Origin of the sequence: Pseudomonas sp. MTM4 (genome assembly GCF_019355055.1) — a bacterium.
Lineage (GTDB): Bacteria > Pseudomonadota > Gammaproteobacteria > Pseudomonadales > Pseudomonadaceae > Stutzerimonas.
In genome coordinates, this window is sequence record NZ_CP048411.1 from 2,457,957 (window position 1) to 2,480,342 (window position 22,386).

The 22,386-nt window shown below is 62.4% G+C and carries 21 protein-coding genes and 2 pseudogenes; 9 read left to right on the forward strand and 14 right to left on the reverse strand.

The features are described 5' to 3' along the window. Position 1: 1 nt before the first annotated feature. A complete protein-coding gene (locus GYM54_RS11285) occupies positions 2-583 on the reverse strand; it encodes a mechanosensitive ion channel family protein (protein ID WP_131651767.1) in 582 nt (193 codons plus the stop codon). Continuing rightward, positions 580-2,490 (reverse strand): ATP-binding cassette domain-containing protein, encoded by a 1,911-nt coding sequence (locus GYM54_RS11290; protein WP_197445227.1) that lies wholly within the window; start codon positions 2,488-2,490, stop codon positions 580-582. The genes GYM54_RS11285 and GYM54_RS11290 overlap by 4 nt, the downstream gene beginning before the upstream one ends. A 67-nt stretch (positions 2,491-2,557) precedes the next feature. Here GYM54_RS11290 and GYM54_RS11295 point away from each other — a divergent pair, with 67 nt between their 5' ends. After that, positions 2,558-3,037, forward strand: coding sequence for a TIGR02444 family protein (locus GYM54_RS11295; protein WP_197445228.1), 480 nt, complete (start codon positions 2,558-2,560; stop codon positions 3,035-3,037). On the opposite strand, the gene GYM54_RS11300 is transcribed toward GYM54_RS11295, so the two are convergent. The 9 genes from GYM54_RS11300 to GYM54_RS11340 form a co-directional block, all read right to left on the reverse strand. Next, positions 3,013-3,786 (reverse strand): AlgP family protein, encoded by a 774-nt coding sequence (locus GYM54_RS11300; RefSeq protein ID WP_197445229.1) that lies wholly within the window; start codon positions 3,784-3,786, stop codon positions 3,013-3,015. The genes GYM54_RS11295 and GYM54_RS11300 overlap by 25 nt on opposite strands. Positions 3,787-3,885: 99 nt before the next feature. Next, on the reverse strand, positions 3,886-4,347 hold the full coding sequence (gene rsd, locus GYM54_RS11305; RefSeq protein ID WP_131651763.1) for a sigma D regulator: 462 nt from the start codon (positions 4,345-4,347) through the stop codon (positions 3,886-3,888). A gap of 253 nt (positions 4,348-4,600) precedes the next feature. After that, positions 4,601-5,092, reverse strand: a complete 492-nt coding sequence (locus tag GYM54_RS11310; RefSeq protein WP_131651762.1) for a disulfide bond formation protein B — start codon at positions 5,090-5,092, stop codon at positions 4,601-4,603. Between the two features lie 82 nt (positions 5,093-5,174). Then, complete coding sequence (locus GYM54_RS11315; RefSeq protein WP_197445230.1) at positions 5,175-6,413, reverse strand: heme biosynthesis HemY N-terminal domain-containing protein; 1,239 nt, start codon at positions 6,411-6,413, stop codon at positions 5,175-5,177. Further along, positions 6,410-7,615, reverse strand: coding sequence for a uroporphyrinogen-III C-methyltransferase (locus GYM54_RS11320; RefSeq protein ID WP_131651760.1), 1,206 nt, complete (start codon positions 7,613-7,615; stop codon positions 6,410-6,412). The genes GYM54_RS11315 and GYM54_RS11320 overlap by 4 nt, the downstream gene beginning before the upstream one ends. 16 nt (positions 7,616-7,631) lie before the next feature. Further along, positions 7,632-8,402 carry a uroporphyrinogen-III synthase gene (locus tag GYM54_RS11325; RefSeq protein ID WP_197445231.1) on the reverse strand — a complete coding sequence of 257 codons (771 nt, stop codon included), beginning with the start codon at positions 8,400-8,402 and terminating at the stop codon, positions 7,632-7,634. Beyond that, complete coding sequence (gene hemC / locus GYM54_RS11330; RefSeq protein ID WP_197445232.1) at positions 8,399-9,337, reverse strand: hydroxymethylbilane synthase; 939 nt, start codon at positions 9,335-9,337, stop codon at positions 8,399-8,401. Before hemC ends, GYM54_RS11325 begins: the two co-directional genes overlap by 4 nt. A 154-nt stretch (positions 9,338-9,491) precedes the next feature. Beyond that, a complete protein-coding gene (locus GYM54_RS11335; RefSeq protein WP_131651757.1) occupies positions 9,492-10,238 on the reverse strand; it encodes a LytTR family DNA-binding domain-containing protein in 747 nt (248 codons plus the stop codon). Continuing rightward, entirely contained in the window at positions 10,235-11,317 is a 1,083-nt protein-coding gene (locus GYM54_RS11340; protein WP_181104633.1) for a sensor histidine kinase, read from the reverse strand. The genes GYM54_RS11335 and GYM54_RS11340 overlap by 4 nt, the downstream gene beginning before the upstream one ends. A gap of 979 nt (positions 11,318-12,296) precedes the next feature. Between GYM54_RS11340 and GYM54_RS22065 the strand changes: the two are divergent. The 5 genes and pseudogenes from GYM54_RS22065 to GYM54_RS11360 all read left to right on the forward strand — a co-directional run. Continuing rightward, positions 12,297-12,647 (forward strand): annotated as a pseudogene (locus GYM54_RS22065) (HAMP domain-containing protein); the annotation flags it as partial. 360 nt (positions 12,648-13,007) lie between these two features. Further along, positions 13,008-13,505, forward strand: a pseudogene (locus tag GYM54_RS22070) (methyl-accepting chemotaxis protein); the annotation flags it as partial. A 145-nt stretch (positions 13,506-13,650) separates the two neighbouring features. Further along, entirely contained in the window at positions 13,651-15,045 is a 1,395-nt protein-coding gene (gene argH, locus GYM54_RS11350; RefSeq protein ID WP_131651754.1) for an argininosuccinate lyase, read from the forward strand. A gap of 107 nt (positions 15,046-15,152) precedes the next feature. Continuing rightward, positions 15,153-15,635 carry a GNAT family N-acetyltransferase gene (locus GYM54_RS11355; protein ID WP_181104637.1) on the forward strand — a complete coding sequence of 161 codons (483 nt, stop codon included), beginning with the start codon at positions 15,153-15,155 and terminating at the stop codon, positions 15,633-15,635. A gap of 79 nt (positions 15,636-15,714) precedes the next feature. Next, complete coding sequence (locus tag GYM54_RS11360; RefSeq protein ID WP_181104639.1) at positions 15,715-16,242, forward strand: hypothetical protein; 528 nt, start codon at positions 15,715-15,717, stop codon at positions 16,240-16,242. Here the strand turns inward: GYM54_RS11360 and GYM54_RS11365 are convergent, their stop codons facing one another. Continuing rightward, on the reverse strand, positions 16,243-17,205 hold the full coding sequence (locus GYM54_RS11365) for a magnesium transporter CorA family protein (RefSeq protein WP_181104641.1): 963 nt from the start codon (positions 17,203-17,205) through the stop codon (positions 16,243-16,245). 120 nt (positions 17,206-17,325) lie between these two features. On the opposite strand from GYM54_RS11365, the gene GYM54_RS11370 reads away from it, so the two are divergent. The 3 genes from GYM54_RS11370 to GYM54_RS11380 all read left to right on the forward strand — a co-directional run bounded on the left by GYM54_RS11370 (position 17,326) and on the right by GYM54_RS11380 (position 20,947). Next, positions 17,326-17,619, forward strand: coding sequence for a hypothetical protein (locus GYM54_RS11370; RefSeq protein WP_374105168.1), 294 nt, complete (start codon positions 17,326-17,328; stop codon positions 17,617-17,619). A 78-nt stretch (positions 17,620-17,697) separates the two neighbouring features. Further along, entirely contained in the window at positions 17,698-17,943 is a 246-nt protein-coding gene (locus tag GYM54_RS11375; RefSeq protein WP_131651749.1) for a TIGR02647 family protein, read from the forward strand. Between the two features lie 178 nt (positions 17,944-18,121). Beyond that, a complete protein-coding gene (locus GYM54_RS11380) occupies positions 18,122-20,947 on the forward strand; it encodes a class I adenylate cyclase (protein ID WP_181104644.1) in 2,826 nt (941 codons plus the stop codon). Between the two features lie 349 nt (positions 20,948-21,296). Here the strand turns inward: GYM54_RS11380 and rnk are convergent, their stop codons facing one another. Both rnk and cyaY read right to left on the reverse strand, forming a co-directional pair. After that, the gene (gene rnk / locus GYM54_RS11385) at positions 21,297-21,704 is read right to left on the reverse strand and encodes a nucleoside diphosphate kinase regulator (protein WP_131651747.1); all 408 of its coding nucleotides are present in this window, start codon (positions 21,702-21,704) and stop codon (positions 21,297-21,299) included. Between the two features lie 163 nt (positions 21,705-21,867). Then, entirely contained in the window at positions 21,868-22,200 is a 333-nt protein-coding gene (gene cyaY / locus GYM54_RS11390) for an iron donor protein CyaY (RefSeq protein ID WP_181104646.1), read from the reverse strand. Between the last annotated feature and the right edge of the window lie 186 nt (positions 22,201-22,386).

The window sequence follows — 22,386 nt, forward strand, 5'->3', positions numbered from 1 at the left end:
GCTACTCGTGAGTGCTGTGATTAGGCGTTTGTATGTCGGTCCCGCGCCAGCGGCGCACGACCTTCTGAAAGAACAAGCTGTTTGGCACCTGGACGATTGCGCCAGTTCCGTTTTCGGACACCTCTTCGAGGGTGGTGTAGAGCAGGTTTATATCGATGACGCGCCCTTTGACGATGGGCTTGTCGAAGCTCTCAACCAGCTCCACCAGATCACCCAGGCGGAAGGGCCCGACGGTCATGATCAGCACGGCGCAAAGCAGGTTCGACAATACGCTCCAGATAGCGAAGAAGGCGATGGCGGCCACCGCCACGAAGCCGGAGAAGGCAGTCCAGAGCACCGTCGCCGAGACACCGAAGCGCTCTAGCACCATGATCAGCGCGCCGCCGATGATGAACCAGCGAATGCCGCCACGCAGCGGCAGCAGCAGTTCAGGTGGTAGCGGATAGCGGCTGCCTAGCCGCGTCAGCGCTCGTACTACGAAACGCTGCAAGGCGTAGGCGACCAACAGAATGAGCAGAACCTGCAGGCCCAGTAGTAGCTGGTCCCCCCATTCCTGCGAAAGAATCAACAACTGCTCGTTCATGCGCCGCCCTCCAGCTGCCCCTGCAAGGTTTCGAGCGCCTCCAGCGCTGTCAGCCAGGCCTCCTCCAGCTCGCCCTCGCGAGCCTTCAGTTCCGCCTGATTGGCTAGCAATGCGCGTAATTCGTCCTTGCGCGCCGCCTCATAGACGGCGGCATCACCCAGGCTCTGTTCCAGCGCGGCAAGCTTTTCCTGAACCCCGGCCAGATCCTTTTCGAGCTTGTCGGACTGACGTTTGAGCGGCGCAAGCTGCTGGCGCAACGCGGCGGCAGCCTGACGTAAAGCGCGCTTATCGGTCTTGTCTGCGGAGGACTCGGTGGCGCTAGTGGGTTGCTGACGGGCACGGTAATCCACCAGCCACCGCGCGTAATCTTCGAGATCACCGTCGAACGCGACGACTCGCCCATCGGCCACCAGCAGAAACTCGTCGGTGGTGCTCTTGAGCAGATGCCGATCATGCGACACCACCAGCACGGCACCCTCGAAATCCTGCAGCGCCAAGGTCAGCGCCAGTCGCATCTCCAGATCGAGATGGTTGGTCGGTTCGTCGAGCAGCAGCAGGTTGGGCTTGCCCCAGGCGATCAACGCCAGCGCCAGACGGGCCTTTTCACCGCCGGAGAAATTGACGACCGGTTCGTCACAGCGATTGCCGCGGAAATCGAAACCGCCGAGAAAGTCGCGCAACAGCTGTTCGCGTTCACCCGGTGCAATGCGCTGCAAGTGCAACAACGGGCTGGCCTTCGGGTCCAGCGCATCGAGCTGATGCTGGGCGAAATAGCCGATCACGAGATTCTCGCCGCGCTGCAGGCGGCCACCCAATGGTTGCAGTTCGTTAGCCAGCGTTTTGATCAGGGTGGACTTGCCCGCACCGTTCGGGCCGAGCAGACCGATTCGCGCACCGGGCACCAACTGCAGCTTGACCTTGTCCAGCACCAGTTTGTCACCGTAGCCGAGGCGGCCTTCGGCCAGATCCAGCAACGGGCTGGAGACCTTGTCCGCCTCACGGAAAGCGAAGTCGAACGGCGAATCGATATGCGCCGGCGCCAGTTCCTCGAGCTTTTCCAGCGCCTTGATCCTGCTCTGCGCCTGGCGTGCCTTGCTTGCCTTGGCCTTGAAGCGCCGGATGAAGTCCTCCATGTGCTCGCGCTGCGCCTGCTGCTTCTCGAACGCTTGCTGCTGCTGCGCCAGGCGCTCGGCGCGAGCCCGCTCGAAGGCTGAATAGCCACCGCGATAGAGCATCAGCTTACGTTGCTCGACATGCACCACGTTGCCGACCACCTCGTCGAGAAAGTCGCGGTCGTGGGAGATCAGCATCAGCGTGCCGGGGTAGCTCTTCAGCCAAGATTCGAGCCAGAGGATGGCATCCAGATCGAGGTGGTTGGTCGGCTCGTCGAGTAGCAACAGATCGGATGGGCACATCAGCGCCTGCGCAAGATTCAGACGCATCCGCCAGCCACCGGAAAAGCTGCTGACCGGAAGGTCCATTTGCTCGTTGGCAAAGCCCAGTCCGGCGAGCAGCTTGCGCGCCCGCGCGTCGGCGCTGTAACCGTCGGCGTTGTCCAACTCGGTATGCAGGCGCGCAAGCGAGGTACCGTCATGAGCGGCCTCGGCGGCAATCAGTGCGGCCTGCACGCGGCGCAGCTCGGCATCGCCATCAAGGACATAATCCACGGCGAGACGGTCGAGCGTATCGACCTCCTGCCGCATGTGGGCGATGCGCCAGTCCGGCGGCAACTGGCAGTCGCCGCCGTCGGGTGCGAATTCGCCGCGTAACAGTGCGAACAGGCTGGATTTTCCAGCGCCATTGGCACCCACCAGCCCGACCTTCTGGCCAGGATGCAGGGTCAGCTCGGCGCCTTCCAGCAACCGCTGGGGACCGCGCTGTAGAGTCAGGTTCTGTAGTCGGATCATAATGGCGGCGGAGTTTATCAGGTCGCCCGGAAATCCATCCGGCTGCTCACGAAAAAAACCGACACCCATGAAACGTGACGATCTCTGGTCTTTCGCCCTCAGCTGCTACCAGCAGCCCGGCATCGAAGCGGCCTGCCTCGAACTGCAGGCCGCCGGAGCGGATGTTTGCCTATTGTTGACCGGCGCCTGGCTGGAACGCCGCGGCGTCGCATGTGATGACGCACGGCTGAGACAGCTGAAAGACCTCAGCGATGACTGGCGAGCCATGGTGGTCGCACCGTTACGCACTCTGCGCCAGAGCTGGCGCCAACAGGCTGCGACGGACTACGCGCTCGTTGGGCTGCGTGAACGAGTGAAAGCGCTTGAGCTGGACGCCGAACATATCCAGCTTCAGCGCCTGCAATCGGCGACGCAGCCTTGGCCGAAAGGCAGCGAGCGAACCAACTGGCTGGGCCCGCTCTGTGCCTGCCTCAGCGGCGAGAAACAAACACTCTGGGAAACCCTTAGGCGTGTGGCTGGCTCTCAGCTCGCAACCGGCGGCGATTGAGTTGAGGTTTCGCGCTTGGCCGCCGGCTTGCGGGCTGGCTTCTTCGCCGCAGCGGGTCTGGAGGCTGCCGACGCGGGCTTTGCAGTGGATGCCGGTTTGCTGGCAGGACGGCGCGGAGCGCTCGTTGCCTTGGCATCCGCCGCTTTGGTAGCCGGCGCCTTGGCCTCGGCCGGTTTTGCCGTGGTGCTGCCAGTCTTGACGGCGGGTTTGGAGCGACTAGCAGCCGAACGCGGCGAAACCGTGCCTGAAACCGCTTTACCAGCAGCCGGCTTGGCTGGCGCGGCCTCGGCTGCAGCTGGTTTGGTCGCCTTGGTGGGCGCCTTGCTGCGGGTCGCGGCCGCGGGCTTCTGGCGCGTAGCCAGAGCTTGGGCGGCCGCCTTCTCGACATCGGTGATGCCTCGGGCGAGCTTCAGGCTCTGTTCGGCGTCGCGCTTGAGTTCCGACAGATAGCCCAGCGTTTCACTCTGCCGCGCCTGCAGTACGGCAAGCATGTCATCCAGTTCGGCCAGCCTGGCGCGGGCCTTGCTCTGCGCCTTCGATTTACCCGCATCACCCGCCTCATCGAGCTTGGCGCGCGCCTTGATGACTTTTTCCTGCGTCTTGCCGCGCTGCTTTTCAAGCTTGGCCAGCAGCACTTCGGCGTCCCTCTGCGCCTCGTTGCAGGCCTTTTGCAGATGAGCAACGAGGCTATGGGACAGCTGCTGCAGTAGATGCAGCGGCGTCGTGATCGAGTTTTTCTTCGCAGGCATGAACATGCCTCCTGATGAGATGGGCACTGCCATGTTGGACGGTCCGCGCGCTCCGCTACCGACCGTCGTACGCGATATGACCGAACTCGCCGGCTGGTATCAGGCCAGCGCGGCGGTCTGTTTGTGAGCGGTGTGAAGCACCTCGATCAGGCAGTCTTCGAGCTCGAAGCGCTCGTGCAGCAGTTGCCCCAAACGCTTCAGCTCGTCAGGCAGGCCTGGGCTATCCAGGCAATCGCCGCTATCGCAACGGTCATTGAAAACCACCGCTACTTCGGTAATGGCTTCGATGCGCGGGTAGATCTGGCGAGCAAGCTCGAGGCCGCGCTTGTCACCGAACGCCTCGGCCTCGTTGAGCAGCTGCTCGTAGATCTCGAAATGCCCAGCCGACACATAGTCGAGCAGGATTTCGCAGAATTTTTGCAAGGCAGGGCGACTTGCGGCGGCGTCGCCATGCAGCCCATCGAATGCGTTGATCAGTGCGTGGCGTTCCTGCAGCCAGCGGTCGATCAGCAGGTGTACACCTCCCCAGCGTTCCTGGGCGTTCCGACAGCTCTCGAGCATGATGACCTCACTTCCCTAATCGATGATGCTTATTGCGCCTTCCGAGACGTTTTTTGTCTTGGGGTATCGGCCTTGGGTGAGTGGCAGCGAAATCGGCGGATAACCGTCGCCGCCAGCGCAGACTAAGCTGCGGCGACCGAAGCATCAAGCCGCCTGGACGAAAATCATCCAGGCGAGGCACGACCGGATCGCTTCGCTCTGGTCCATTGACCACCAAGCGCAGCGATCATTCGCCTGTCTCGACAAAAAGGCCTCAGTCGCGCCGCAGCAGCTGCCAAAGGCAGAACAGGCCCATCGCGATGAATGCCAGCAGGGTCCACTCCGGAATGCTCATGCCCAGCAATGTCCAGCTGACCTCGGCGCATTCGGCGGTACCGTGAAGCACCAGCCGGGCGATGTCCTGGAAAGGCAGCGCATCCATCATGTATTCGAGGCTGGGCAGGCACGCCGGCAACTGATCAGCCGGTATGTTCTGCAGCCAGATCTGACGCACGGCCGTGGCGCCACCCGCTATCGCGAACAGCAGTGCCAGGATCGAATAGACGCGGCGACCGGTTTTGCGCGGCCCATGAATCGCAGCGATAAGGCAGACCAGGCCGAAGGCGATCACGCAAATGCGCTGAACGATACATAACGGGCATGGCGCCAGCCCGACCACATGCTCGAGATACAGCGCAGCGACCATCATCAGCACACAGCCGATGAAAGCCAGAAGAAACAGCGAACGTGGGCTGGCCAGATTCATGGCGACTCCGCAGACAGGAAAGCTCGCTACGGTATTAGTCCAAGCTGCGGGCTGCAAGCTATGGCAGCGCCAGTATCCGTGGTCAACCGTTGCTGATCGCCGGCAAGCGGACACCGTTCGCACCGTCGATTAACCCAAGCCCCTCCTGGAACAGCCGATTGCTTCGCTCTTTGTCGCCTAGCTGCGCCAGCAGCCGGGCCAGCTCCGCGCAGGTTTCCGCACGATGTTCCAGGCGCAGACTGGCTTCCAGATAGTCGCGCGCCTTGCCCCAGAATTCATTGCGCAGGCTCAGACGACCGAGTGCGAGCAGCAGTTCGGCATTTTCCGGATGGCCCTTCAGCCAAGCCTCGGCCTGCGCCAACTGGCGAGCCGGCTCGCGCCCGCGAACACGGCCATAGCGCTCGACAAGGCGATCATCGAACTGGCGTTTGAGCGCGGCATGAAGCACTTCTTCGGCCTTCTCCTCTGCGCCCAGCCGAGTCAGGCCGTCCGCATAGGCACGTACCAGCACCGGCTCGTTACGCAGCTTGCTGGGCACGGTCTGCCAACGCTGATCGAACGCTTGCCGTCCCTCCTCCACTGTCACGGCCGGTGCCTGCGGCGTCTGTTCCAGGGCGGCGGTCCAGGCCAGCAGCTCCAACTCGTCCAGCCGTGCCGGGGGCAACACACGATGCTTGCGCAGTTCCGGAAGCAGACGGCACAAGGCGGGCCAGTCCTGCAGCTGGACGTAGAGCTGCTGGAGCAGCGTCAGCACATAGGGATGGCGCGGGTTGTCATTGTGCAGCACGTTCAGGGATTCGCGTGCCTCGCCGTACTGGCCGCGCGCGATCTGCAACTGAGCCTGGGTAAGCCCGATGGCCAGCCCTGCCTCGGGTTCGCGTTCGCGAGCGTTGCGCAGCAATTCGTCACTTTGTTCGTACTCACCCAATTCGCTCGCGGCGCGGGCAGCACCGAGATAATGCACCAGCGGTTGTTGATCATGTTCGGCTGCGGTGCGCAGATGGCCGAGCGCAGGGCTCCATTGCCCCTCGGCCAGCTCCCGCAGCCCGGCGCGCGAAGCCTTGGAGACGCGCCGCGCGCGATGGCGACGCGACCAAGGGTTGACCAGCGTGCCGGATGCATGAAGCAAACCGAGCACCCAGTGAATCACCATTGCCAGCAGCCAGAGGCAGGCGATCAGTCCGACGAAGACCCAGAAGCTCGACTCATAGCGAAAGCGGTCGTAGCTGATCAGGACGTAGCCGGCATCTTGAAAAATGGCCCAGCCGAGAAAACCGGCAAAGGCAAGCAGGATGAGAACAACAACGGCAAGTCGCTTCATGTGCGCAGATCCCCTTCGACCGCCCGTTCGGCGTCGGCCGGCTGCTCGGCCTCGCTGGCCGGCGCGCCGCGCTCAGCGTTATCGTCCGGCTCGTTGCTATCGGCAGACTCGCGTGTTTGCACATAAGACTGCATCGCCTGCAATGCGGGCGTCAGGTCCGGCAGGGTGACCGAGACCTGCCGTTTCGCAAGCTCCCCAATTCGATCGCGCAAGCCACGGCTCTGGCCATTCTCTTCGCTGAAGTGATCCTCGATCAGCCGAGCGGCCTGCTCCAGCGACTGCCGATAAACCTCCTCGTTGCCATTGAGCACCGCCCACTGCGCCTGCTCGATGGCCAGTGACAGCGCCAGCCGCACCTGCGCCAGGCTTTGGCCGGCCAGCAGCGGTTTGACGTCGGTGCCGGCATTGAAGTCGATCCGCACGTAACGCGTCAGCTCGTCCAACCATTGCCGCCAGCGGCTTTCACCCTGCGTCTGTGGCTGACTTGGGCCGTTTTCGAACTCTGGCGCCAGACCGTTGAGCTGATTGGCCTGACCACGCAGCGCACCCAACTGCAAAAACAGGCCGGTCCGATCCATATCCGGCAAGCTGCGCAGCGCCTCGAGGCCTTCCAGCAGCTTCTGCCGCGTGCCGTACGCGCCTGGATCGTCCTGCTTGCGCAGGATCAGATCGGCTTCGGCGATCAGCGACTCGGCACTTTGCACGTCCTGCATGGCCGACAGACGCAGCATCGCCATACGCAGCAGATGCTCGGCCTCGGCCAATCGCCACTGTTCACGGCTTGCCCCCAGTACCTGCTCTACCCGTCCCGAGAGTCGCTGCTGGTCGCTTTGCAGCTCCGAAAGCAGACGGCGTCGCTCTTCCAGCTGCTCAGCAGAAGGCAATTGCTCCAGTCGCCCGAGACGGCTGGCCAGCTGCTGACTGCGCGTATCCAACTGACGCGCCTGCTCCCGCGTCGCCTGCGCCGCACCGAGCTGCTGGCGTTCCTGTTCAGCGAGCTGCTGGGTCTGCCAAACGCTGTAGCCACCCGCCGCCAGACCGGCCAGGCCGATTACCAATGCCAGACCCGCGAGGCCACGGCCGGGACCGTCGGTTTTCGACCTGTTGCCTACCGGCTTCTTCGGCGGAATGTCTTGGGTGGGGATGACGGGATCGTTGCCCTTGGGTTGCTGCGCTGCCTTGTCGGCGTCTACTTCGCTCACGTTTCCATCCTTTGCATCAGGAGGCGGGCTGGGAATTTTCCCGTAGCGCCGCCAGCAAAGCCGCGGTTCCGGCACCGCGGCAGTCCAGTATTCGTCTGGCACCCAAGGTCGCAGCCATTTCGGCCACGCGAGGGCTCGGTACGAACAAGGGTAGTTCACGCAGCGCGGGCCAGTCGGCGCCCGCCAGCTCGTGCAATGACAGCAAACCCTGCCCACTGCTGACCACCACGGCATTCAGCCGTTCCGAACGAAGGGTTTCGAGCAGCGTTCCGGGCGGGTAGTCGGGCAAATAGCGCCGATACAACTCCAGGCGATCGACCTGCACGCCTCGGCAGCGAAGCGTTTCGGCAATATGCTCACGACCGCCTTCGCCGCGCAAAATCAGCACTCTGGGGTCTGCCACATCGAGCGCCTCTTTCAGGCGTGGCAGCGCCAACAATGCCTCACTGTCGTCGCCCGTGCTGGGCCAGCTGACATCCAGGCCGAAGCCTTCCAGGATGGTCCCTGTGGCCGCACCGACGCTGAACCAGACCTGGCCGAGCGGCGGTTGCGGCCAGTAACGCTCGAGCAGTTCCAGACTCAGCCGCGCGGCCGGTTTGCTCACCACCACCACCGCGCGATAACGGTCCAGTTCGAGCATCGTCGCGCGCTGCTCGGGGGTTTCTGCCAGCGGCTCGATGGCGAGCAGCGGCACGCTAGCGCTGTGAATATCCAGCTCGGACAAAGCAGCCGCGAGGGCGACGCACTCTTCAGCGGGACGGGTCAGCAGCAGACGCCAATCGGTCACGCCTTGCCGGCCTCACCGTAAACGTCTTGCAGGATCTTCTCCGCGCCCTGCGCCAGTAGCGCCTCGGCGACCCGCACGCCCAGGGCCTCGGCATCCGCAGCGGGCGCGCGGTCTTCGGCGCGCAACAGCAGCGTACCGTCCGGCTGCCCGACCAGGCCACGCAACCACAGCTGATTGTCTTCGAGTACCGCATAGCAGGCGATCGGCACCTGGCAACCACCGTTCAGATGACGATTCAAGGCGCGTTCGGCACTGACCCTGACCGCCGTCTGCGGATCGTTCATGCATTGCAGCAGTTGGTGCAGCTCGGTGTCGCCGGTCCGACACTCGATGCCGACCGCACCCTGGCCGCCAGCCGGCAGACTGTCTTCGACACTGATGCTGGAACGGATGCGCTCACCAAAGCCGAGGCGGATGAGCCCGGCGGCAGCAAGGATGATGGCGTCGTACTCGCCGGCATCGAGCTTGGCCAGACGGGTATTGACGTTGCCGCGCAAGAACTGAATTTTCAGATCCGGGCGCCGCGCCAGCAGCTGCGCCTGGCGACGCAGGCTGGAGGTTCCGACGATCGCCCCGGACGGCAACGCGTCAAAATTCTCGTAGTGATTGGAGACAAAAGCGTCACGCGGGTCCTCGCGCTCGCAGATGCAGTACAGGCCAAGCCCTTCAGGAAACTCCATCGGCACGTCCTTCATGGAGTGCACGGCGATGTCCGCCTCGTGCTCCATCAGCGCCGTTTCAAGTTCCTTGACGAACAAGCCCTTACCGCCAATTTTCGCCAGCGGCGCGTCGAGCAGTTTGTCACCGCGGCTGACCATCGGAACGAGGCTGACGGACACATCGGGATGAGCGGCTTCAAGGCGCGCCTTGACGTATTCGGCCTGCCACAGGGCCAGAGCACTCTTGCGGGTGGCGATGCGAATTTCGCGAGACATGGGCTAATCCAGAACCAGTGAATTGCCGCGAATGATAACAGGGCCAGTGCAGTCGCTGGGTTGGCTGGGGTCAAGAAGCGACAAGACTTGGAGCTGCAAGCCTCAACTAGAGGCAAGTACGTGGAATCCGCCAGGCATGCTTGCAACTCGCGGCTTACAGCGTGCTCATCAACTTGCGAACCCCCGCAACATGCCGCCGGCTGACCGTCAGTGGTTCGCCTTCGAGGCCCTTGAGGAACAACTGGAAATGGCCAAGCGGGGTGCGCTGCAGACGCTCGATGCGGTCGCGGTATACCAGCGCGTTGCGATGGATACGCACGAAGCGGTCGCCGAATTCATCTTCCAGTGCCTTGAGCGGTTCATCCAGCAGCACCTCGCCACCTTCGTGACGCAGGGTGACGTACTTGTGGTCGGCGATGAAGTAGATGACCTGAGGCAGTGGAATCAGCTCGATACCCTTGCGGGTGCGGGCGCTGATGTGGCTGCGCGGTCCGCTACCAGACACCGCGGCGGGTCGGGTCAGTGCAGCGAGCTGAACCCGGTTGGGCCGCTCGGCCTTTTTCAGCGCTTCGGCAAGATGCTCAGGGCGTACTGGCTTGACCAGGTAGCCAACCGCGCTGACTTGGAATGCATCCAACGCAAATTCGTCATGGGCCGTGCAGAAAATCACGGCGGGGGGCGCATCGCGCTCGCATAGCTTGGCTGCGACCTGAAGACCGTCGAGGCCTGGCATACGGATATCCAGCAACACGACATCGGGACGCAGCTCCTCAATCAGGGACAACGCTTCCTCGCCATTGGCGGCGGAAGGTTCCAGTACACGATAACCGTCAAGATCACCTACCAGTCGGCTGAGGCGCTCGCGGGCTAGAGGTTCGTCATCGACAATCAGAACATTCATATGGATCTGGCTTCCTGCTTTTGTGTCGCACATGGATAGCGTAGACAGGTGTAGTAACGGGCGTTATACCGCTTCACGCTGAGACTCGCTGCGGGACCGAAAAGTGCCGTTAGTCGTGCGTCTATATTGTGCAGGGCCTGTTGCGTGCCCCGTGATGGCTGCGTCTGAGCGCCGTCATCGAACGGGTTGCTGACTTCCAGATGAAACATGCCGTCAACATAATTTGCCGTCACGCTGACCATACCGCCGTCGATGCGGGGCTGGATGCCATGGATCAGGGCATTTTCCAGTAGCGGCTGCAGCGTCAGTTGCGGGATGAGCAAATCATCCGGAACGCCGTCCACCTGCCACTCCACTTGCAGCCTGTCGCCAAGCCTGTAGTGCTCGATCGACAGGTAGCGGCGCGACAGCTCCAGTTCGTCGCGCCATGGCACCAGCGTGCCTGGACGCGCCAGACTGGCGCGGAACAGGTCGGACAGATCCAGCACCGCCTGCTCGGCCTTGCTTGGATCGGTCACCACCAGGCTGGCAATGCTGTTCAGGCTGTTGAACAGGAAATGCGGGCGGATGCGCGCCTGCAGCGACTCGATGCGCGCCTTGAGCTCGGCCTGCTCCTGCCGCCGCCACTGGCTTTGCAGATAGAAATAGCGCAGCAGCAACCCCGACATGATCAGGCTGATCAGCGCATGTCGCAGATACAGATTGACCTCACCGGCGCGCGTCAGCGGTCCGCCTAGCTGGTAGATATCCGCCACGGCGGTGCAGGCCAGCGTCAGCCCGACCACCATCACACAACAGGCGAGCCCTGCCGCCCAGGGCGATAGACGCGCCAGCAATGGCCGCAGCTGGCAGGTCAAGCCGGCCGAAAGCAGCATTACCCATTGCACGAACAACGAGGTCAGCGCCAGGCGCATCCAGTTGAAGCCGGGCTGCATCGGCTCGGCGAGGACGAACACCAGCACCAGCAGTTCGGCGAGCAGAACCAGACCAAGCAGCGCTTCCGGCTGGCACAGTTCCGGCACGAAGAAATCGTCGACTGGGTCGGCGGAGCGTGGCCGGTCAGGCCTTGTTATCTGCATGGATCGAGTTTCCGCGCGGTCGGGATGCAATGAGCAGAGCGGGAGCGCAGCCTGCGCCGACGCACTTATGGCGGCATAGTCTATGCGACCCACCACGAACCGGTGCGTGACCTGCCTTCGTAACTTGCGTGACATCGAGCAAACGGTCGTCGGCAAAACTAAAAAGTTGAGCTAAGGTGCCGATAACGGAATCGTGGCATAACAATATCAACCCACCCGTCACACTGGCTGCCCGTTGCGGCAGGAGGCCTGAGCCATGTTGCTGTTCTCCTCGTTGCGTAGCCGCTTGCTGCGTCCGGTTTTCCTTACGCTGTTTGCCGCCGTCGTGGTTCAGATGGTGGTCGCGCTTGCTCTGACACGCGGCACCATCGGGGCGCTCGAACAGGAGATACGCAAGAACCTGAGCGAGGACGCAGCGCAGCTGCTGGGCGAGCTTCAGTCCGCGGACGTTGAAGTGCGCAGCGGATTGCTCAACCTGTCCGAACGCATGAAAAGCGATCTGGCGCAGGGGCTGACGCAACGGCTCACCGATGAACAGATGCAACTGCAGAACGTCCTGGAACGCCATCTCAAGCAATCGGGCGACGATTTGGCCATCCTGCTGGCCGGCGTTGCGCCCGCGGCTATCTGGGACAACGACACACCCGCTCTGACTGAATTCGTCAGGATGGCCCACCAAAACCCAGCCGTCGTTTTCGTCGTCTATTTCGACGCGGCTGGCAAACAGCTCACCCGTCATCTGAATCGCAACGACCCGAGGGTCAAGACGCTGCTGGACAAAGGCACTGGCCGAACCGCTTTCGACAAGATCCTGTCCGCAGCCGAGAACGATCCGGCGCTGTATCTCGCCAAGACGTCCGTCAACCCCAAGGGCGCTGAAATCGGCCAGGTCATGCTTGGCTTGTCCACTTCGGCCGTTGACACCGAGCTTGCCGCCTTCAACAATCGCTTCCAGACGCTGATCGGGGAAACCTCGAGCATGGTCGAAACCGGCCTCGCCGCCACCGCAACCGAGAGCACCAAGGTGCTGGCGACGCGCTTGGCTGCCGCCGCCGATGTGGCGGAAACCATTGACGTGAACAGCCAAAAGACCGTGGAACGCTCGGCGACCGCGCTGCTATGGAAAATCAGCCTCGGCCTGGCGGTGACCGGCGCGCTGCTGTTAATTGCCATCACGCTGGTGCTGGGCCGTCAGGTATTGCGCCGCCTCAGCTTGCTGGTGACGGCGCTACGGGGCTTGTCGGATGGCCATGGTGATCTAGCCCAGCGCGTGGAGATTCACAGCGCCGACGAAGTGGGTGACATGGCCGACGCGGTCAACCTGTTCCTGGCCAAACTTCAGCCTATCGTGCAGGAGGCTCGCACCATCGCTGTCCAGACCGGTGCCGAAATCGACGCGCTGGGAAGCCGCAGCAATGCCGCGGCGGCTGCCGCCGGACGTCAGCGCGACGAGGTCGCTGGCAGCCTGCAGGCGCTTGCGGAAATGACCAACCGTGCCCAGCAAGAAAGCCAGGCGATGCAGACGGCCATGGAACAGGTCGCCTCGATCCGCAAGGCGGCGCTCGACAACGAAGCGATTTCGGATCAGGTCGGCAAAACCATCGAAGCGCTCGGCGAAGGCGTACGGGGCAGCGCCGATGTGATCGAAAAACTGGCCAAGCAGAGCGAGCAGATCGAAATGGTACTGACGGTCATCCAGGGCATCGCCGAGCAGACCAACCTGCTCGCACTGAACGCCGCCATCGAAGCGGCTCGCGCCGGCGAGAGCGGGCGTGGCTTTGCCGTCGTCGCCGACGAAGTTCGCGCGCTCGCCAGCAAGACCCAGCAATCCACCGGAGACATCCGCGCGCATATCGAAAGCCTGCAACGAGGCGCGCACGACGCCGTCTCAGCAATCGGCAAGACCGGCAAGCAGGCCGACAGCGGCCTGGCCTCGCTCACCACCAGCCGCGAGCTGCAGCAGGCATTGCAGCGCGCCGTGGCCCAGGTGCATGACGCCATGGAAAAGGCGACCCAGGGTGCCGAGCGACAAGCCGGCACCGCGGCGGATGTGCGCGAGCGCGTACAGGTGATTATGACCGAGGCCGAGCGATCCGCCGAAGCGGTTACCGCCACCGCGGCCAGTGGTCGAACGTTGGGTAGCCTGGCGCAGCGGCTCGAAGCCAGCCTGGGTCAGTTCAGGGCCTGATTCGCACCAGACGGAGTAATCACCTGAAGGAGGCCGCGAGCGCCCTTCCTCCCGCAGCGCTCGTCGCGGCGCACCCGATGAGGCGCCGGCCAACCCTGTTATCATCCGCGTTTTTTCCAGCATCCGATTTCAGCGAGCGCATTTCATGAGCACCGACAAGACCAACCAGTCCTGGGGCGGCCGCTTCAGCGAGCCCGTCGACGCCTTCGTCGCCCGATTCACCGCCTCCGTCGAGTTCGACAAGCGCCTTTATCGCCACGACATCATGGGCTCGATCGCCCACGCCACCATGCTGGAGAAAGCCGGCGTACTGAGCGTCGATGAGCGCGACGCGATCATCGCCAACCTCAAGGACATCCAGGGCGAGATCGAAGCCGACAGCTTCGACTGGCGCGTCGACCTGGAAGACGTGCACATGAACATCGAGGCGCGGCTGACCGACCGCATCGGCGTCACCGGCAAGAAGCTGCACACCGGCCGCTCGCGCAACGACCAGGTCGCCACCGACATCCGTCTGTGGCTGCGCGACGAAATCGACACCATCCTCGCCGAAATCACCCGTTTGCAGCAGGGTCTGCTAGGCCTGGCAGAAGCCGAAGCCGACACCATAATGCCGGGCTTCACCCATTTGCAGACCGCGCAGCCGGTAACCTTCGGCCATCATCTGCTGGCCTGGTTCGAAATGCTCTCGCGTGATTACGAGCGTCTGGTGGACTGCCGCAAGCGCACCAACCGCATGCCCCTGGGCTCGGCCGCGCTGGCCGGCACCACCTACCCGATTCAGCGGGAAATCACCTGCGAGCTGCTGGGCTTCGAGGCAATTTCCGGCAACTCGCTCGATGGCGTCTCGGATCGTGACTTCGCCATCGAATTCTGCGCCACCGCCTCCGTGGCGATGATGCACCTGTCGCGCTTCTCCGAAGAGCTGGTGCTATGGACCAGCGCGCAGTTCCAGTTCATCGACCTGCCCGACCGTTTCTGCACCGGCAGCTCGATCATGCCGCAGAAGAAGAACCCCGACGTGCCGGAACTGGTACGCGGCAAGACCGGCCGCGTATTCGGCGCCCTCGCCGGCCTGCTGGTGCTGATGAAAGGCCAGCCGCTGGCCTACAACAAGGACAATCAGGAAGACAAGGAACCACTGTTCGACGCCGCCGACACTTTGCGTGACAGCCTGCGCGCCTTCGCCGACATGGTTCCGGCGATCAAGCCGAAGCGCGAAATCATGCGCGAAGCGGCCCTACGCGGCTTCTCTACCGCCACGGACCTGGCCGACTACTTGGTCCGCAAGGGCTTGCCGTTCCGCGACTGCCACGAAATCGTCGGCCATGCGGTGAAGTACGGCGTCGACAGCGGCAAAGATCTGGCCGAAATGAGCCTGGACGAGCTGCGCCGCTTCAGCGACCAGATCGGTGACGATGTGTTTGCGGTGCTGACCCTGGAAGGCTCGGTCAACGCTCGCGACCATATCGGCGGCACCGCACCGAATCAGGTGAGAGCAGCGGTGCAGCGCGGGCGGGACCTGCTCGCCTCGCGCTAAGCACATGCTGTTTTCGTAGGAGCGAGCGTGCTCGCGAACGGGCTGTCCGCTGGGCCTTTTCGCGAGCACGCTCGCTCCTACTCAGATCAGGAAGACAGGAATTCCACATGCCTCTGAACATCCGTCCCGCCACTCGCGATGACGCCACGCTGATCCTGCGCTTCATCACCGAGCTTGCGATTTACGAGAAAGCCGAACACGAGGTGAAGACCGATGCGGCAGGCATCGAGTCCAGCCTGTTCTCCGCAAACTCCACGGCACAAGCGCTGATCTGCGAGCGCGCCGGCGAGCCGATCGGCTATGCGGTGTACTTTTTCAACTACTCCACCTGGCTTGGCCGTAACGGGCTGTATCTCGAAGACCTTTATGTCAGTCCCGCAGCACGCGGTACCGGCGCTGGCAAGGCGCTGCTGCGGCATCTGGCGAAACTCGCTGTGGGCAAGGATTGCGGCCGTTTCGAATGGGCTGTGCTGGACTGGAACGAACCGGCGATCCGCTTTTACGAGTCACTGGGCGCCCGACCGCAGGAAGAATGGACAACCTATCGCCTGAGCGGTGATGCGCTGTTGGCACTCGCAAATACCGACTGACGGAACCTGCGCGCGCCGTATTGGCCTACCGGTAACCTCTCACCCGACAGGTTCACTCCTGTCGCCAACCGGTACGCTTATGACCGACCTCCGAACACTGCTGTTAAACCAAGATACGCAAGGCGAAGAAGTCTTCGATACGCCCAAGGAGCGCCTGCAATTCTACCGCTCTGAAATCCATTTCGAGTCGACGCTGCTGGCCGAGCGAACCAGTTCCTACCTGTCAGCGCAGTCGTTTTTGATGATCGCCTTTGCCTCGTCAATGGCCAATACCAACCCTGAATGGGGCAGTCTGTTCCGCCTGGTCGTGCCCGCAGTCCTGGCGGGACTGGGCCTTCTGACGTCTTTCCATGCGATGCCTGGGATCAAATCCAGCTTCGATATCATAGAGCGCTGGCACCAGAAACAGGCCGAGCTGCTACAGGTAGAGGGCCGCGCGGGCCTGCTACCGAACCAGGAGTCGGCATTGTTCGGCGAAGGCAACAGCCCCACCGGGGGTTATCGCTACAAGCGAACGCTGCTGTTTTCCTTGCGCACGCCGCTGATCTTTGCCTCGGTCTGGACACTTTTCGGTGGGTTTTGCGTAGTGCTGTATTTCTTCGGCTGATCAGAGCCAATCGCGGAACTTGAACCATGCGTAGGGAATAATCGCCGATACCACCATCATCGCCAGGGCCATCGGGTAGCCAAGCAGCCAGCCGAGCTCAGGCATGTGTTCGAAGTTCATGCCGTAGACCGTGCCGACCAGCGTCGGTGGCAGGAATAGCACGGCGGCGATGGAGAACACCTTGATGATGCTGCTCTGCTCGATATTGATCAGGCCGAGCGTGGCATCGAGCAGAAAGGCGATGTCGCCCAATAGTCGCGCCTGATGCTCACCCAGCGAGCGCACGTCCCGCTCCAGCGCCTTCAAAACGCCTTTGGCTCCCTGCTTGGTCTCGCCGGCGTGCAGGCGGTAGAAAGCGATCAGGCGAGTCGAGCTGAACAGGCTCTCGCCCAGCTGCGACAGCAGCGAGCGGTGCTGACCAAGCTGCTGAATGATCTGCTGCAGGTCCGTGCGCTGCTCCTTGCGTTTATCGAAGACGCAACGCGACAGGGCCTGGAGCGCAACCTGAACGTTTTCCAGCACGTCGGCGATACGGTCGACGATGGCATCGGCCAAGCCAAGAAAAATTTGGTGACTGGTGCCATACACCGATGGCTGCCGTGCACTTTTGGTTTCGAACTGGCGAAACGCACTGAGTTCGGCGTAACGCACGGTTACCAGGCAACGCTGGGTCAGGACGAAAGTGACTTCAGCGTTCTCCGGACGGCGGTCGGCAATCCCCATTACCACTGTAGTCGTCATGAATATGGCGCCTTCCTCATCGTAAAAACGCGAAGAATCCTCAATTTCCGCCAGCTCTTCGCGGGTTGGGATATCCAGGCCCAGCGCCGACTCGACGAAGCGTTCCTCCTGCTGGTCAGGGGAAAGCAGGTCGATCCATAGCACATTGTCAGGGAGCGCCTGCAGATGCTGGGCAGCACGCCGCACCAGCGCGCCGTTTTCAAGACAGTGGAAAATGATCATGACTTGGTCGCGTTCCTCGAAAGTCCATAGTAGGAATAGAGACCGACCCAGGCGAAGCGTTCAGGCGGCATCTGCTGCAGACGCGCAGCTTGCCGGGACACGCCGAAACACGCTATCAAGATGTTCCCTAACGAGAGTTGCTCCATGACCGATACCACTGCCGACGACGACGAAACATTCGCCGAGGAAACGCTGATCCAGGCGATCGAAAATCAGCTGGAAGCCGGCGATCCACCTGCCACTCAGGCCACGCTGAACAAGCTGACCCTGGTCGGCTACGAACGCGACGAGATACTGAAGATGATGGCACTGGTGCTTGCCGACGAGATTCGGCAAATGCTCGAGCAAGACCGCCCGTTCGACGCCATCAGGTACGAAACGCAGCTGCGCAATCTACCCGATCTACCGGATTAACAGCCGAGCGCGGCAAGCTTGCGCACAGCATCTACACTTCGCAGAACGAGGCCGATGTTCACCATTCAAGGAGCAAACATGTCCTTCACGTCCGATGTGATAGCCGAGCTGGAAATCCTTCGCCTGTTCAATCTCGACAACACGCTCGAAGGCCTGAAAGTGCACCACGACGCTGGAAATGCGGCCGTCACCGCCGCCGAACGCCTGCACGCGAAAGGCCTGACGACCCAACCTGACGGTGGCTACCTGACCAGCCTCGGCCGCGATGCGGCCGAGCATGCGCAAGGGCTGCTGACCATCCTTTCGCAAACCGCCCCGGCGTAACGATGACCTTTTTTGGCGTGGCGCAAACGCCACGCCTTAAGGTTCGCAGCAAGCGGTCGCTCTACCTTCGAGTAACGGTCGCTGTAGTTCTTGCTCCGGCCAAGCCCGTGTTACCTTCCCGCGCCTAGCGCCTCGATAATCAGGTCCACAATCTTCGACCTCCGCACGAATTGCTTGAATGACCCGCCACCAGGAAATCCGCCCCGTTCTCGAAGAGGGCATCGACCGCAAGGTACTCAGCGCGCTGCGCACGCGTTTTCTGACGTTGAATGCCGGTCGCCTGGAGCGCACCCGCCTGGGCATGTCGCCGCGCCAGCAGGCGGTCATCAAGCTGTTGCCGCTGCTGTTTCACGTCAACCATCCCATCCTGCCGGGCTACGTATCGGCGCTCACGCCGGCTGGGCTGGCCGGGTTCGAGCCGGATGCCGAGACGCTGGCAGAAGCGCAGCGCCTGAGCCGCTCGTTTTCCTATAAGCCGTTGCGCGGCCAGCCGCCGCAGCCGATCCTGGGTCTGTTTCTCATGGGCAGCCTGGGCACGGTCGCGCAGGACGAACAGAGCGATCTGGATGTCTGGGTCTGTCACGACCCGAATCTTTCGGAACACCAGCGCGACGAGCTACAGCGAAAATGCGATCAGCTGCGAGGCTGGGCGGCGACCCAGGGCAGCGAGGCGCATTTCTTTCTGGTCGACCCGGTGCGCTTCACCCAGGGCGCGCGCGAAGCGAAGCTGACCTCCGATGATTGCGGCACTACCCAGCACTATCTGCTGCTGGACGAGTTCTACCGCACCGCGATCTGGCTCGGCGGTCGCACGCCGCTCTGGTGGCTGGTGCCGGCTTACGAAGAACATCGGTACGCCGAGTACGTACGCACCCTTCTGGAAAAACGTTTCGTACGCAGCGACGAGGTGCTGGACCTTGGCAGTCTCGCCAGCATTCCGCCGGGCGAGTATCTGGGCGCCGGCTTGTGGCAGCTATACAAGGCCATCGAGTCGCCCTACAAATCGCTGTTCAAGTTGCTGCTGGTGGAGGCCTACGCCAGCGACTATCCACAGGTGCGCTGCCTGAGCCTGGACTTCAAACACGCGGTCTATGCCAACCGCCTGGAGTTGGACGATCTGGACCCATATATCGTCGCCTACCGCCGGGTCGAAGCTTATCTCGCAGACCGCGGCGACATGGAGCGCCTGGCCCTGTTGCGGCGCTGTTTGTATCTGAAGATCAATCAACCATTGAGCCGTCCGCCGATCAACCGTACCCGGAGCTGGAAGCGCCGCCTGCTGGAGCGCCTCACGCATGACTGGGGTTGGGACGAGCGTCAGTTCGCCCAGCTCGATCGCCGCAGCCAGTGGAAGACCCGGCAGGTCGACCAGGAGCGACGCGCTCTGTTCAACGAACTGACCTACGGCTATCGCTTCCTCAGTGAATTCGCCAAGCGCCTGCAGATCACCAGCAGCATCAACGGGCGTGATTTCGCCGTGCTGGGCCGGCGGCTGCACGCCGCCATCGAACGCAAGGCGGGAAAGATCGAGGCGATCAACATGGGTATCTCGCCGGACATGGCCGAGCACAGCCTGACCCTGGTGCAAGGCTATGACGCGGCCGGCGATATCTCCTGGGCGCTCTATGAAGGCTGTCTGAGCGTTCGGGAAGCAGAGAATTTCTCGCCCCTGAAGCGTTCGCGAGATTTGGTACCGCTGCTCGGCTGGTGTCATCGCAACGGCATCGTCGACACCGCGACCCACGTCGCTCTGCACCCGGGCGACAGCGGGTTGATCGAGGCGGAGCTGTTCTCGCTGCTGACCGACCTGCGCCAGGCGTTTCCCATGCCGCTGCCCACGGTGGCCGAGCAGGCGCTGCTGACGACCGCCGTGCCGACCCAGGTCCTGCTGCTGGTGAATATCGGACTCGACCCGTTCCGCAGCGAACATTCTCCCGACGAGCGCAGCGATCCGCTCGGCTATGGTGGGGCGCGCGAGAATCTAGTCCTGAGCATCGACCAACTCAGCCTGAACAGTTGGAACGAGCTGATCGCCAATCGCTACGAGGGCGCTTCGGCTCTACCCGATTGCTTGCGCGACTATCTCGACGCCCTGCCCGCGAACGGTGCCCGCCCCGGTTTGCAGGTGCACTGCTTTGGCAGCCATTCCGGGCTGGCCATCGCGCGGCGGATGGAGGCGCTGTTCCGCGACGCCCAGACCGCCCTCGACGAAGCGAGCGACAATCGCTACCTGCTACAGATCCGTCAGCATTTTCACATGCTCGACCTGACCGCCGGGAATGTCCGCCATACCAAACTGAACGATCTACGCGCCCTGATCGAACACCTCGGCGAGGCACACCATCGGGACCGCCCGGTGCGGGTGGATCGGCAGGCACTGGAGGGCCAGGATCTGTCGCTTATCCTGGCCCAGGCCAGAGCGCAGTGCCTGCAGGTGTTCTATCGCGTCCAGGGCGCGATGGCGGAGCTCACGGTATTGGACGAATTCAACGCTTTGTGGCGCCAACAGGCCGCGTACCGTGACGAACAGAGCCTGCTGACTCCGCTGCTGCGCTTCCTGAAATCGATAACCTACCGCCGCACGACGCAGCTACCCTTTGAGGACAGCCATCTAGCGGCCATGGATATCCTGATCTACCGGCTACAGCAGTCCTCGCCGGACATCCCATTGACCATCGAACGCAGGGCCGCGCCGCGCGAGGAAGCCAGCGATCCGCTCCACGACATCCAGGCAATCATAGAGCCCAACGAGCGGGGCCGCTCGCAGGTCACGCTGTATTGCAATCATCAGGAGTTTTCCAGCCTGGAATACGGTGCCGAACTGTTCGCCGCGGTGGCTCGCTATATCCTCGGGCAGCGTAGCGCCGCCGAGCGCTATCCCTGCTACATCACCGATCTGGATCTGTCCGGCCTGCACGGCGAAGGGCGAACCCAGACCGTGCAGCACCTGCGCTACAAGGCGCAGCTTGAAGCGGCAATCAATCAGGCATTGAAGTCGGTCTGACTCGGCGCGTGGCGCTAGGGTCTGTTCCCGTTTCGTGCGCAGCCGCGCCGGAGCCTGTTTTTGCGCGAGGCAAGGCACGAGGAGTGAAGTTTGGTTATTCCAAATGAGCGACGAGAAACGCCGTATCGCCCAAAAACCGGCCCGAAGGGTTGCGCGGCAAATCTCACCATGCGGCGTTGCGGGACTTGGCAAGGGAACCGCCCTTATCGGCGTCCCGCGCGATCCACATGGATGTGGTGAATGCAGCAAGCCCGCCGGGAGCGGGCGCTACCTTGCCTGGCGAGATTTGGCGCAGCAACGCGGCTTGCGACGAACCGGGAACAGACCCTAGGCACCGCCACGAAGCGCATTACAGATTCACGTCACCGGCGGCTTCCGGCTGGTACTCGACCGCCAGCAGAGTGAGCTTGAGGAGCTTGCCGCCGGGCGTAGGCCAATCGATATGCTGCCCAACGCTCAAGCCCAACAAGGCGGTGCCTACTGGTGCCAATACCGAAACGGTGCCTTCCTTGCCGGCGTCCTGCGGGAAAACCAACGTCAGGTGGTAGTCCTTGCCACTGCCCTCTTCGCGGCAATGAACACGAGAATTCATCGACACTACGCCAGCGGGCAATTCGCTACGCTCGACCACCTGCGCGCGCGACAACTCCTCATCGAGCGCTTCGGCGGCCGGACCGTAGTCAGACAGGCTGTTAAGCAGCCGCTCGAGCCGCTGCAGATCGGTTTGGGTGATGATGATAGGCGGTGCGCTGGACATGGTGCCGGGTAAACTCCTGTAAAAAGTAAAGGGGTAAAAAAGCAAAACCCCGCCCGAAGGCGGGGTTTTTTTAACCGGAAGTCGACCCTAACACAGCCTATTAAATAAGCAAGAGCCCAGATCGAGGCTCATCGCGGCGGCCCGATTCGTTCAGCGTGGTGCCTCAAAGCTCTTCGAATTCGAGTGCCTCGCCACCCTGCTCCTGAGTGGCCCGCGTCAACAGTTCACCGAGGCGTTCGTCGTTGGCGTCGCAAATCCACAGCGAGGCGGCTTCGTCATAGTCGAAGTGAAAACCGCCCGAGCGCGCGGCCACCCATAGCTGACGCAACGGCGGCTGGCGGCTGAAGATGAGTTGCGTGCCGTTCTCGAAACGTACGGTGAGAACGCCACCGGAATTTTCCAGATCGACATCCATGCCGCTGTGATCGAAAACATCCTCGATTTCTTCCTGCGCGGCGTCGACGAGATCGTGAAAGCGGGCTTCGCTCAAACTCATGGATCGTTTTCCTCGGTACGTGTTGTACGGCGGCCTAGCGGTCGCCAATGCTGCCGGCGAGCTTAGCAGGCGACCACCGCGTCTAGCGAGCGGCTAGGGTCTGTTGACGTTTCGTGCGCGGCCGCGCCGGAGCCTGTAGGGTTGCGCGGCTCGCGACGAAACGACACAGACCCTACAGCGACGCTT